This window comes from Streptomyces sp. NBC_01016, assembly GCF_026341035.1.
Lineage (GTDB): Bacteria > Actinomycetota > Actinomycetes > Streptomycetales > Streptomycetaceae > Streptomyces.
The window spans coordinates 4,741,498-4,753,913 of sequence record NZ_JAPEOQ010000001.1 but is presented as its reverse complement, the minus strand read 5'-3'; the positions used below and the strand labels follow the sequence as shown (position 1 = coordinate 4,753,913).

The window sequence follows — 12,416 nt, the reverse complement described above, 5'->3', positions numbered from 1 at the left end:
CGGTGCCCGACCGTCTTCAGGCGGCCTGCGACGCGGTGCATTCGCCGAGTGTGCACACCAAGACGGTGCGGGTGGACGACTTCCCGCTCTCCGCGCGCGTGTGCTCGGCCTCCGAGCCCCGCGCGGTGATCCTCGCGCTGCACGGCGGCGGCACGACCTCGCTGTACTTCGACTGCCCTGGACGGCCGGAACTCTCCCTGCTGCGCACGGGCGCACAGCTCGGCTACGCGGTCGTCGCCATGGACCGCCCCGGCTACGGCATCTCCGCGGCCTACGCCGACCGCTACCGCGACCCGCTCAGCCGCCTCGAGACGACGTACGCGGCGCTCGAACGCTTCCTCGACCAACTCCCGGGCCGCCCGGCCGTGTTCGTGGCCGCGCACTCGGCGGGCTGCGAGATCGCGATGCGGATGGCGGCGGACGAGCGGGGGCGCCGACTGCTCGGCCTGGAGATAGCGGGCACCGGCCTGCGCCACCAGCCGGACACCATCCGCGCCCTGGAGGCCGCCGGAGTGACACGTCAGCGCGTCGGCCGCCGCCCCGCCGGCACCCGCGAAACCCTGTGGGGCCCGGCCGAGCTGTACGCCGACGACGTGTGGAACACCCGGTACATCGCCTCGGACTCCCCCGCCTACGAGAGCCCGGCGCGGGTGTGGGTGGAGCGCGACTTCGCCCGGCTCGCGGCCGAGGTGCGCATCCCGGTGCAGTTCAGCCTCGGCGACCACGAGCGGGTGTGGGAGTCGGGGTCCGCAGCGCTCACCGAGATCACCGGACTCTTCACCGCCGCGCCCCGCGTCCGCGCCAACGAACAGGCCGGCTGCGGCCACAACCTGAGCCTGGGACTGGCCGCCCGCAGCTATCACCTGCGGCTCCTGGCGTTCGTGGAGGAGTGCGTGGTGCAGAGCGAACGGAACAGGACCCACACCGTGGACAGAGGGGAGGCGGCATGAGTGGGGCCGAGGCGTTCGCCGTGCTGCTGCTGCGCCTGGTGATCGGCGCGACGATGGCCGTGCACGGGCTCAACCACTGGCGCGGCGGCGGGCGCATCGCTGGCACCGCGGGCTGGTTCGAGGGCCTGGGGCTGCGCAAGGGGCGGCTGCAGGCGTGGCTGAGCGTGGTGACGGAGATCGGCGCGGGTGTACTGCTCGCCGCCGGTTTCCTGACGCCGCTGGCCTGCGCCGCTGTCATCTCCGTGATGCTCGTCGCGGGCCTTCTCGCGCATCGCGCCAACGGTTTCTTCGTCATGAAGGACGGCTACGAGTACGTGCTCGTATTGGGGGTCGGGTGCCTGGCGCTCGCGGTGCTCGGCGCGGGCCCCTGGTCCCTCGACTCGGCATTCGACATCGAGGTGTCCGGCTGGGCGGGCGGTGGTGTGGCGCTCGGGGTCGGGGTGGTGGCGACGGCCGGGCTCCTCGCCACGTTCTGGCGGCCCGCACGCTCCGGGAAGGCCTGACCATCTCTCGCGTTGGAGGACACGTGACACACGCCGGTTTCATCGGCCTGGGCAGCCAGGGTGCCCCCATGGCGCGGCGCATCCTGGACGCCGGGCTCCCACTGACCCTGTGGGCGCGCCGCCCGCAATCGCTTGAGCCGTTCGCGGGGACGAAGGCCGAAGTGGCGGACACACCGGCCGAGTTGGCTGCGGCCTGCGACGTCGTCGGTGTGTGCGTCGTGGGCGACGCCGACGTGGAGGAGGTCGTCCTCGGCGAGTCCGGTGTCCTGGCGGGCCTGCGTCCCGGCGCGGTGCTCGCGGTGCACAGCACTGTCCACCCCGACACCTGCCGCAGCCTGGGCGCGCTCGCCGCGGAGCGCGGGGCGCACGTGGTGGACGCGCCGGTCAGCGGCGGCGGCCCGGCCGCGAGCGAGGGGAAGCTGCTCGTCATGGCAGGCGGCGACAGCGACGCGGTGGAGCGCTGCCGCCCTGTCTTCGCGGCGTACGGCGACCCGGTCGTGCACCTCGGCCCGCTGGGCGCCGGGCAGGTCACCAAGCTCCTCAACAACACGCTGTTCACCGCCACCTTCGGGATCGCCGCCAGTGCGCTCGCGCTCGGGCAGCGGCTGGGTGTCGAGCCGGAGCGGTTCGCCGAGGTCGCCGGGCACGGCAGCGCCGCCAGCTTCGCGCTCGGCAGGCTCGCCGCTTCGGGCTGCGATCCGACCCGCATGGGCGCCGTCGCGGGCGGGTTGCTCGGCAAGGACGTACGCCTGATGGGCTCCCTCGTCGACGACTCCCCCACCGAGGCCGCCGAAGCCACGGAGGACGTCCTCGCCCAGGCCCGAGCAGCCCTGGAGCGCATGGGCGCGCCGCTCACGACGGACAAGGAGTAGCCCCCATGTCATGGGACTTCGAGACGGACCCCGAGTTCCAGAAGCTGCTCGACTGGGCCGACACCTTCGTACGTGAAGAGGTCGAGCCCCTCGATCTGGCCTTTCCGGGGCAGCAGTTCACCCCGCCGGGCCCCGAACTCCGCAAGATTGTCGATCCCTTGAAGGACGAGGTGCGCCGCCATCGACTGTGGGCCGCCCACCTCGGCCCCGAACTCGGCGGCAAGGGCTACGGACAACTGAAGCTCGCCCTGCTCAACGAGATCCTGGGTCGCTCCGAATGGGCGCCGATCATCTTCGGCTGCCAGGCCCCGGACACCGGAAACGCCGAGATCATCGCCCACTACGGCACCGAGAAGCAGAAGGCGACATACCTGCGGCCGCTGCTCGACGGCGAGGTGTTCTCCTGCTACTCGATGACCGAGCCGCAGGCGGGCTCCGACCCGGCCCTGTTCGAGACGCGGGCGGTCCGTGACGGGGACGACGGCTGGGTGATCGACGGCTGGAAGTTCTTCTCCTCGAACGCCCGCACCGCCGCGTTCTTCATCGTCATGGCGGTGACCGACCCGGAGGCGGGACCGTACAAGGGCATGTCGATGTTCCTGGTGCCGGCCGACACTCCGGGCATCCGCATCGAACGCAACGTCGGCCTTGGTGACGAGCCGATGGGCGGCGGCGCCCACGCACTCATCCACTACGACGGCGTACGCGTCCCGGACTCGGCGTTGCTGGGCGGCCCTGGTCAGGCCTTCGTCATCGCCCAGACGCGACTCGGCGGGGGCCGCGTGCACCACGCGATGCGCACCATCGGCCACGCGAAGAAGGCCCTGGACATGATGTGCGAGCGGGCGCTGAGCCGCCGCACACGGGACGGGGTGCTCGCCGACAAGCAGTTCGTGCAGGGCTACGTCGCCGACTCCTACGCCCAGCTCACCCAGTTCCGCCTCTTCGTGCTGTACGTCGCCTGGTCGATCGACAAGCACAACGACTACAGGAAGGTGCGCAAGGACATCGCCGCCGTGAAGGTCGTCATGCCGCAGGTGCTGCACGACATCGCGCAGCGCGCGGCCCAGGTGCACGGGGCGCTGGGGATGAGCAACGAGATGCCGTTCCAGAAAATGCTGCTCGGCGCCGGGGTCATGGGCATGGCCGACGGCCCCACCGAGGTCCACAAGGTGACCGTCGCCCGCCAGGTACTGCGCAACTACCAAGCCGTGGAAGGACTGTGGCCGTCCGGCCATCTGCCCACGCGCCGGGAGGCGGCCGTCGCCAAGTACGCCGCGTACTTCGACGCGGCGGAGGGAGAGCTGTGATCGACATCGAACGCCTGGCGACCTGGCTGGACGGCCTCGACCTGCCCGGCAAGGGCGACCCGCTGACCCATTCCTTCGTCTCCGGCGGTACCCAGAACGAGATCTACGAGATCCGGCGCGGTCCGCTGCACTGCGCGCTGCGTATCCCGCCGCCCACCGCGCCCGCCTCCCGCGACCAGGGCATCCACCGCGAGTGGCGGATCATCGAGGCCCTCGCGGGCACCGATGTGCCGCACACCCCGGCGGTCGTCGTGTGCACGGACCCGTCGGTGCTCGGCCGGACCTTCTACCTCATGGGGTTCGTGGACGGCTGGTCCCCGATGAACCTCACCGACAGGAAGTGGCCCGAGCCGTTCGCCTCCGACGCCGCCGCACGTCGCGGCCTCGCCGAGCAACTCACGGACGGCATCGCGTTGTTGTCGAAGGTCGACTGGCGGGCCAAGGGCCTCACCGACCTCGGCCGACCCGACGGTTTCCACGAGCGGCAGGTGGACCGCTGGACGTCATTCCTGGAGCGCGTCAGGACCCGCGAGATTCCGGGGCTCGACGAGGCGTCTGCGTGGCTGCGCGCCCACAAGCCGCTCGACTACAGGCCGGGGCTGATGCACGGCGACTACCAGTTCGCCAACGTGATGTTCCGGCACGGCGCCCCCGCCCGGCTCGCGGCGGTCGTCGACTGGGAGATGGGCACGGTCGGCGACCCCAAGCTCGACCTGGCGTGGATGCTGCACAGCTGGCCCGAGAACACGGCCGCGCCCGAGGCCGCCACGTCCGGTTACGTGGATCTGACCGGCATGCCTTCGCGCGACGAACTCCTCGCTCGGTACGCGGAGTTGTCGGGCCGGCAGGTCGACGATTTCGACTACTACGCCGTACTGGCGAAATGGAAGCTCGCCATCGTCCTGGAGCAGGGATTCCAACGGGCCGGCGATGATCCCAAGCTTCAGGCGTACGGGCCGCTGACCCTCAAGCTGATGCGTGAGGCCGCGGACCTCGCCGAGACGTCGGGGTATCGGGGATGAGCGACGAGAAGGTGCTCGTACGAGAGCGGACGGGGAACGTCCTCGTGGCCCGCCTCAACCGGCCCGAGGCTCGCAACGCCCTCACGCCCGAGCTGATGGGCGCCCTGGGGGACGCGCTGCTGGCGGCGGAGGCCGACTCCGACATTCGGGCCGTGGTGCTCACCGGCAGCGGCGACCGCGTGTTCTGCCCCGGCATGGACCTGCGCGCGTTCGCGAACGGTGCGCACATGGGGCTCGGCGACGATCCGGGGCGGGCCGCCTACCAACGCCTCATCGAGGGCGGCATCACGCTTCCCGTGGTGGGCGCCGCCAACGGCAGCGCGCTCGGCGGCGGCATGGAGCTGCTGCTCGCCTGCGACGTGGTGGTCGCCTCGGACGCCGCGAAGTTCGGCTTTCCCGAAGTCAAGCGCGGACTGTTCCCGGCCGGTGGCGGGGCGGCGCTCGGCACCCGGATCCCGTTGGCCCACGCACTGGAGCTGGTACTGACCGGGGACCCGGTGGACGCACACCGGGCGCGCGAGATCGGCCTGGTGAACACAGTCGTCGGCGCCGATCAAGTTCTGTCCGCGGCATTGGAGTTGGCGGGGCGCATCGCGGCGAACGCGCCGCTGGGCCTGGCCGCCGCCAAGGAGCTGGTCCGCACGACGCTCACCGACCCGGACCGCGCCGCAGCCCGACAGAAGGAGCTCCAGCGCTCCGTCTTCGCGAGCGAGGACGCGAAGGAGGGCGCGGCCGCGTTCATGGACAAGCGCGCACCCGTGTGGCGGGGGTGCTGACCCGGTGAAAGCGGCACAGTGCACGGCCTACGGGCCACCGGAGATCGTCCGGGTCGCCGACGTGCCCGTGCCCGCTCTCGGGGCGGGGCAGGTGCGCGTACGGGTCGGCGCGGCAGCCGTCAACTACCCGGACGTACTGCTCGTCGCCGGGGAGTACCAGCTCCCGGTGGCGCCGCCGTTCGTGCCGGGCAGTGAGTTCGCCGGGGTGGTCGAGGCGGTCGCCGATGACGTGAGCGGGATCCGGGTCGGGGACCGGGTGTCCGGGACGACGATGGTCGGGGCGTTCGCGGAGCGGGCCGTGGTGGCGGCGCGGTCGGTGACCCCGGCACCGGACGGCGTGGATCTCGCCGAGGCCGCGGCGTTCGGCGTGGCGCACCGCACCGCCTACCACGCGCTGCACACGGTGGCCGGGATCGCGGCCGGGCAGGAGCTCGTGGTGCTCGGCGCGGGCGGTGGAGTGGGCCTGGCCGCCGTGCAGTTGGGCGCGCTCGCCGGGGCGCGGATCACGGCGGTGGCCTCGTCGGCGCGGAAGCTGGAGACGGCGAAGGCGCAGGGCGCGACGGTGCTGATCGACCATCGCGGAGGCGGACTGCGGGCCGCACTCAAGGAGGCGCTGCCGGCCGGCGCGGACGTGGTGCTCGACCCGGTGGGCGGCACACTCGCCGAGCCGGCGCTGCGGTCGGTGCGCTGGGGCGGCCGGTTCGTCAGCATCGGCTTCGCCGCCGGGATCCCGCGGCTGCCACTGAACCTCGTACTGCTCAAGGGAGTTCAGGTGACGGGCTTCCAACTGCGCGACCTGGCTGCGCACTTGTCCGTCAAGTTCGAGGCGAACGAGGAACGGCTACGCCGCCTCTTCGCCGTGGGCGCCGTACGTCCGCACATCGGCGCCGAGTTCCCGCTCGCGGACACCGCGGCCGCGCTGCGCCGCGTGGCGGACGGTGAGGCTGTCGGGAAGGTCGTCATCCGCGTGGGAGACGAAGGGAACACATCGCTGTGAACAGTCTGGCCGCACTCCACGACCTCACCGGCAAGGTCGCCGTCGTCACCGGCGGTTCCCGTGGCATCGGCCGCGCCATCGCGGGGGCTCTCGCGGAGGCGGGCGCCGACGTGGTGATCGCCTCCCGCAAGCTGGACGCCTGCGAGACGGCGGCCGCCGAGATCACCAAGGAGGCCGGGCGGCGCGCCGAGGCGGTCGCCTTCCACGCGGGACGCTGGGACGACTGCGACCGGCTCGTCGGCGAGACCCTTGACCGGCTCGGCCGACTCGACGTACTCGTCAACAACGCGGGCATGTCACCGCTGTACACGGATCTGAAGGACATCGGCGAGGAGCTGTACGACAAGACCCTCGCGGTGAACCTGAAGGGCCCGTTCCGGCTCGCCGTCCTCGCGGCGACCCATATGGCGGAGCACGACGGTGGCTCGGTCATCAACGTCGGGACGGCCGGTTCGCTGACCGCCAGCACCCGTGAACTCCCCTACGCCTGCGCCAAGGCGGGCCTCAACGCACTCACCGTGGGACTCGCGGAGGTGTACGCGCCGAAGGTGCGGGTCAACGCGATCCTGCCGGGCCCCTTCCTCACCGATCTGTCGCGCGGCTGGGCGCCCGAGGACCCCGACGAGGCGCCGTTCGTACCACTCGGCCGCATGGGCCGCCCCGAGGAGGTCGCCCCGCTGGCCGTGCATCTGGCGTCCGCGGCGTCCAGCTTCACCACCGGCGCGATCATCCGCGTCGACGGCGGCATCACCCGCAAGGTCTGACCCCACCGACCTCAGCAAGACACCCGGCACACCGAATCTCCGGCCTCACAAGACATCGGTATCAACGCAGGAGGCGTACCGCACATGACCGACAAAGCCCCCGACCGGCGGCTGCTGATAGGCGGCCGGCTCACCGGCGCCGCCACCACCTTCGCCTCCGTCAACCCGGCCACGGGCGCCGTCGTGGGCCACGCCCCCGACGCAGGCCCGGCCGAGGCCGAGGCCGCGATCGTCGCCGCACGGCATGCCTTCGACACCACGTCGTGGGCCACGGACCGGGACTTCCGCGCGCGCTGCCTGGACCAGCTGCACCGGGCACTCGTCGACCACAAGGAAGAGCTGCGGGCGCTGACGATCGCCGAGGTGGGCGCCCCGCACCAGCTGACGGCGGGCGCCCAGCTGGAGGAGCCGATCGGGGTCGTGCGCTGGTACGCGGACCTGTTGCCGACATACGAGTTCAGCCGGGACCTCGGGGTCGCCGAGGCGCGCGGCGCGCGGCACCGGCGCTGGGTGGAGAAGGAGGCCGCCGGGGTGGTCTCGGCGATCATCCCGTACAACTACCCGAACCAGATCGCCCTGGCCAAGCTCGCCCCGGCCCTGGCAGCGGGTTGCACCGTCGTACTCAAGGGCGCCCCGGACACCCCGCTGATCACCCTGGCGCTCGGTGAGCTGATCGCCGAGCACACCGACATCCCCCCGGGCGTCGTGAACGTGCTCGCCTCTTCCGGCGCCGCGGCCGGTGAGCTGATGACGACGCACCCGGACGTCGACGTCGTCACCTTCACCGGGTCGACCGCCACGGGCCGCCGGATCATGGCCGCCGCGTCCGGGACGGTCAAGCGGGTCTTCCTGGAGCTCGGCGGGAAGTCCCCCATGGTGCTGCTGGACGACGCCGACCTACAGACGGCGTCGATGATGGCGGCGTTCATGTCGTGCAGCCACGCCGGTCAGGGCTGCGCCATCTGCACCCGCCTCCTCGTCCCCCGCGAGCGGCACGACGAGGTCGTCGACATGGTCGCCCAGGGCCTCGCCCGCATCCCGGTCGGCGAACCGGCCGATCCCGCGACGTACATGGGGCCACTGATCAATGAGCGGCAGCGCGACAAGGTGGACGCGATGGTCCAGCGTGCCGTCGCCGACGGGGCGAAGCTGGTGTGCGGCGGCGAGCGGGTGCCAGGACCCGGGTGCTTCTACAAGCCGACGCTGCTCGCCGGAGTGGACCCGGACAGCGAGATCGCGCAGGAGGAGATCTTCGGCCCGGTGCTGTCCGTCATCCCGTACGAGAACTCCGATGACGCGGCCGACGCCGTCCGGATCGCCAACAACTCGGCGTACGGCCTCTCGGGGGCGGTCTTCTCCGCGTCCGACGAGCGCGCGGTGGGCGTGGCGCGGCGCATCCGCAGCGGCACGTTCAGCATCAACGGCGGGAACTACTTCGCTCCCGACAGCCCGTTCGGCGGCTACAAGCAGTCGGGGGTCGGCCGCGAGTACGGGCTCGAAGGGCTCGCGGAGTTCCTGGAGACGAAGACCTTTGGGGCGGTGGCCAAGTGAGTGTGAAGCCTCTGGAAGGTATCCGGGTCATCGAGGTCGCGATGTACGGCTTCGTGCCCGCGGGCGGCGCCGTCCTCGCGGACTGGGGCGCGGATGTCATCAAGATCGAGCACGCGGTGAACGGGGATCCGCAGCGCGGCCTGCGCCGGACCGGCGCGTTCGTCATCGAGGAGGGCGAGCCCAACCCGAACATCGAGCACGCCAATCGCGGCAAGCGCAGTCTCGGGCTCGACATCTCGAAGCCGGAGGGGTTGGAGGTGCTGCACGAACTCGTCGCGGGAGCCGATGTGTTCCTCACCAGCTTCCTCCCGCGGGCGCGCCACCGGTTCGGCATCGAACCCGAGGACATCCGCGCGATCAAGCCGGACATCGTGTACGCCCGCGGCAGTGCCTTCGGCCCGCTGGGCCCGGAGTCCGACAAGGGCGGCTACGACATGACGGCGTTCTGGGCGCGCTCGTCGGCCGCCGCGAGCATCACTCCCGAGGCCATCGACGGGATCCTGCCACTGCCGGTGCCCGCGTACGGGGACACCATCTCCGGGACGAATCTCGCGGGCGGGATCGCGGCCGCGCTGGTGCGGCGGGAGCGTACGGGCGAGGGGGCCGTGGTCGATGTGTCTCTCCTCGGCAGTGGTGTGTGGGCGATGGGTCACGGCATCGCGCTCGCGCGGGCGAAGAAGCAGCCGTGGGTGATGGCGATGCCGGGCGGGCCGAACGGCATGGCCAACCCGCTCAGTGGCATCTACCGCACCTCCGACGACCGGTACCTGTCCCTGGTGATGCTGCAGCCGCAGAAGTACTGGGCGGACGTGTGCCGGCACGTCGACCGGCCCGACCTTGCCGACGACCCGCGCTTCGCGACGGCCGAGCTGATCGCCGAGCACGCCGAGGAAGGTGTCGCACTGCTCCGCGGGATCATCGCGACCCGGCCGCTCGCCGAGTGGGCCGAACGCTTCGTCACCCTGTCCGGTCCGTGGGCTCCCGTCCAGGACTCGGTCCAGGTCGGCGAGGACGTCCAGGTGCGCGCCAACAAGTACGTGACTCGTGCCGGAAACCTCGAACTCGCCGCCAGCCCTGTTCAGTTCGAGGCCGAGCCGCTCGACCACCTGGACCCCGCGCCCGAGTTCGCCGCGCACACCGAGCAGATCCTGCTCGAACTCGGCATGGACTGGGACCGCATCCTCGCCCTGAAAGAGGCGGGCGCGGTCACGTGAGCGGTGCGGCGGAGCGGGATCTGGGGACGAGCGGACTGCGCCTGGAGCGGGACGGTGTCATCGCGTGGTGTCACATCGATCGGCCCGAGGCGCGGAACGCGCTGACCCCGGCGATGTACTTCGGAATCAAGCGGGCGGTGCGTCTCGTCAACGCAGATCCGGAACTGGCCGCGCTGATCATCACGGGCACGGACGATGTGTTCGCGCCCGGCGGGGATCTGGGCGGCCGGGCGAACCCCGGAGACGCGGACGTGTCCGCCGTCGGCCACGACATCCTGCCGTTCACCGCCATCCGGGAGTCGCGCGCCCCGGTGATCGCCGCGGTGAACGGGATCTGTCAGGCCGGCGGTCTGCTGATCGCGATGATGGCGGACATCGCGGTGGTCAGTGACCGGGCGACGTTCCGGGTTCCGGAGCTGTTGCGCGGCATCCCGGACGCGACGTTCGCGGCGGCGCTGCCCGCGCATGTGGGGGTGGCGGTCGCCCGTGATCTGCTGCTGTCGGCACGGCGTTTCGACGCGGCGGAGGCGCTGCGGATCGGTCTCGTCTCACGCGTCGTGCCGCACGAGTCGCTGCGGGAGGAGGCCCTGGCGGCGGCGCGGGAGGTGCTGCGGACGCCGCCGATGGCCCGGATGCACGTCAAGCGGATGCTCAACGAGCGGTACGGCGTCATCGACCACCAGACCATGTTCTGGGCACTGGAGGAGTCGCCCGAACCGCGGGAGGGCATGCGGGCGTTCATGGAGAAGCGACAGCCCGACTGGGTGCCGGATCAGCCCACCACGTAGCCGCCGTCGACCGGCAGCGCCACCCCCGTCACGAACGACGACGCGTCGCTCGCCAGGAACAACACGGCGGCGGCCAGTTCGGACGGCAGTCCCCAGCGGTGCATGGGCTGCGCCTTCATCACGGCGTCGGGCGGCGGCACGGGGTTCTCCGTGCTCGCGCCGGAGAGCCCCGTCCACGTCATGCCGGGGCACACGGCGTTGACGCGGATGCCCTGAGTCGCGTAGTCGAGTGCGGCGGACTTCGTCATCTGGACGACTCCGCCCTTGGCTGCCGCGTAGACGGAGTGCTTCTTCCAGCCGACGAGGGCGGCGGACGACGCGGTGTTCACGACGGAGCCGCCACCTGTACGCAGCATGGCGGCGATGCCGTACTTCATGCCGAGGAAGACGCCCTTGAGGTTGACGGCGATGACATCGTCGAAGGTGGCCTCGTCCTGCTCGGCGAGCGGTTTTCGGGGGCCGCCGAAGCCGGCGTTGTTGAAGAGGACGTCGAGGCGCCCGAAGTGTTCCTCCGCAGCGCCGATCATGTGCTGTACGTCGACGGAGACCGAGACGTCGGCGTGCACAGCGAGGGCGGCACCGCCTCCGATCTCCTTTGCCACGGCGTCCTGTTCGCCGCTGCGGTCAGCGCAGACGACCTTCGCGCCGTGTTCGGCAAAGAGCAGGGCGGTCGCCCGGCCGATGCCCGATCCGGCGCCGGTGACGACGGCGACCTTGCCGGCGAGACCGTCTGCGGCACTGCTGATGCTCATGGTGGCGGCTCCTTGTCGTCGTCCGTGGTGCGATGTCCCACTTGCGCGGCGAGCGCCGGATGCCGTTCGGCCACGAGCTGGCGGACGCGGACCTCGGCGAGCGGTCCGAGCGTGTCGTAGATCTGCGCGAACACCGATCGCGCGGCGCGGCCGGGCCAGCCCTCCGGCAGGAGATTGGCCGGGAGTTCGGGGTCGGTGCCGACGAGCTCGCGCCACACGTCCTTGACGGTGGTGCGGGCCACGAGCGCTTCCGCCGAGCCGACCTGCCCGCCGACCACCCGGTTCAGGAGCGGGGTGTACTCGGCAATGAAGTCCTGGTAGGCGGCCTGGATCGCGTCGAGGTCCCACGCGCCCAGCGGGTCGCCGGCGCCCTGGGCGTGGGTGAGGGTCGAGCGCAGCACGGTGGCGCTGCGCACCCCGATGCTCTCCAGCAGTTCGACGGTCTGGTCGTGGTCGGCGTGCGGCGACATCCACACCCCGTCGTACACGGCGGCGTACCCGAGGAAGCCGAGCCGCCGCCGGATGGCGTGGCGTGCGTCGCGCTGGTCGTCGGGCACCGAGAAGATCACCGTGGTCCACAGTCCGTCCCACGCCCGCTCCCGCGCACCGAAGTTCACGATGCGGCGCTGCAGCTGTTCCAGCGGGCGCACCGCGCTCGGCGCGGGCCGGTAGTAGGTGCGGCGCCCGTCCTTGTGGACATCGAGGACGCCGCGCCGGGCCAGCCGTCCGATTGCGGCGCGGGCGCTGACGGGGGTGATCCCGAAGTCGCCCAGCAGCGCCACGAGCGCCGCCGACGGCAGGGCGTCCTCGGCCTGGAACCAGTGGTCGGTGAAGAGGCCGAGGACCAGGTGCTGGGGGTTGGCGCCCGTCTGCGCGCGCGGCAGGTCGACGTCGGCGAGAGTCTGCGCATTCATCGG

General features: G+C 71.5%; 13 protein-coding genes. 11 read left to right on the top strand and 2 right to left on the bottom strand.

Annotation, left to right across the window (positions count from 1 at the left end):
• Positions 1-2: 2 nt before the first annotated feature.
• From OG746_RS21340 to OG746_RS21290, 11 genes are all read left to right on the top strand, one after another.
• On the top strand, positions 3-950 hold the full coding sequence (locus tag OG746_RS21340; RefSeq protein ID WP_266716828.1) for an alpha/beta fold hydrolase: 948 nt from the start codon (positions 3-5) through the stop codon (positions 948-950).
• Positions 947-1,453 carry a DoxX family protein gene (locus tag OG746_RS21335; protein ID WP_266716826.1) on the top strand — a complete coding sequence of 169 codons (507 nt, stop codon included), beginning with the start codon at positions 947-949 and terminating at the stop codon, positions 1,451-1,453. The genes OG746_RS21340 and OG746_RS21335 overlap by 4 nt, the downstream gene beginning before the upstream one ends.
• A gap of 23 nt (positions 1,454-1,476) precedes the next feature.
• Positions 1,477-2,325 (top strand): NAD(P)-dependent oxidoreductase, encoded by an 849-nt coding sequence (locus OG746_RS21330; protein WP_266716824.1) that lies wholly within the window; start codon positions 1,477-1,479, stop codon positions 2,323-2,325.
• Positions 2,326-2,330: 5 nt separating this feature from the next.
• Complete coding sequence (locus OG746_RS21325; protein ID WP_266716822.1) at positions 2,331-3,635, top strand: acyl-CoA dehydrogenase family protein; 1,305 nt, start codon at positions 2,331-2,333, stop codon at positions 3,633-3,635.
• The gene (locus OG746_RS21320) at positions 3,632-4,657 is read left to right on the top strand and encodes a phosphotransferase family protein (RefSeq protein WP_266716820.1); all 1,026 of its coding nucleotides are present in this window, start codon (positions 3,632-3,634) and stop codon (positions 4,655-4,657) included. The genes OG746_RS21325 and OG746_RS21320 overlap by 4 nt, the downstream gene beginning before the upstream one ends.
• Complete coding sequence (locus tag OG746_RS21315; protein ID WP_266716818.1) at positions 4,654-5,433, top strand: enoyl-CoA hydratase-related protein; 780 nt, start codon at positions 4,654-4,656, stop codon at positions 5,431-5,433. Before OG746_RS21320 ends, OG746_RS21315 begins: the two co-directional genes overlap by 4 nt.
• Before the next feature lie 4 nt (positions 5,434-5,437).
• A complete protein-coding gene (locus OG746_RS21310) occupies positions 5,438-6,430 on the top strand; it encodes an NADPH:quinone oxidoreductase family protein (RefSeq protein ID WP_266716816.1) in 993 nt (330 codons plus the stop codon).
• Complete coding sequence (locus OG746_RS21305) at positions 6,427-7,194, top strand: SDR family NAD(P)-dependent oxidoreductase (RefSeq protein ID WP_266716814.1); 768 nt, start codon at positions 6,427-6,429, stop codon at positions 7,192-7,194. The genes OG746_RS21310 and OG746_RS21305 overlap by 4 nt, the downstream gene beginning before the upstream one ends.
• Positions 7,195-7,278: 84 nt before the next feature.
• Positions 7,279-8,745, top strand: a complete 1,467-nt coding sequence (locus OG746_RS21300; protein ID WP_266716812.1) for an aldehyde dehydrogenase family protein — start codon at positions 7,279-7,281, stop codon at positions 8,743-8,745.
• On the top strand, positions 8,742-9,959 hold the full coding sequence (locus OG746_RS21295; protein ID WP_266716810.1) for a CaiB/BaiF CoA transferase family protein: 1,218 nt from the start codon (positions 8,742-8,744) through the stop codon (positions 9,957-9,959). Before OG746_RS21300 ends, OG746_RS21295 begins: the two co-directional genes overlap by 4 nt.
• Positions 9,956-10,747: an enoyl-CoA hydratase/isomerase family protein gene (locus OG746_RS21290; protein WP_266716808.1), complete on the top strand. Its 792-nt coding sequence runs from the start codon at positions 9,956-9,958 to the stop codon at positions 10,745-10,747. The genes OG746_RS21295 and OG746_RS21290 overlap by 4 nt, the downstream gene beginning before the upstream one ends.
• Here OG746_RS21290 and OG746_RS21285 read toward each other — a convergent pair.
• Together OG746_RS21285 and OG746_RS21280 are read right to left on the bottom strand one after the other, a co-directional pair.
• On the bottom strand, positions 10,732-11,499 hold the full coding sequence (locus OG746_RS21285; protein ID WP_266716806.1) for an SDR family NAD(P)-dependent oxidoreductase: 768 nt from the start codon (positions 11,497-11,499) through the stop codon (positions 10,732-10,734). The two genes, OG746_RS21290 and OG746_RS21285, sit on opposite strands and share 16 nt — an antisense overlap.
• Complete coding sequence (locus OG746_RS21280) at positions 11,496-12,413, bottom strand: PaaX family transcriptional regulator (protein WP_266716804.1); 918 nt, start codon at positions 12,411-12,413, stop codon at positions 11,496-11,498. Before OG746_RS21280 ends, OG746_RS21285 begins: the two co-directional genes overlap by 4 nt.
• Positions 12,414-12,416: the final 3 nt, after the last annotated feature.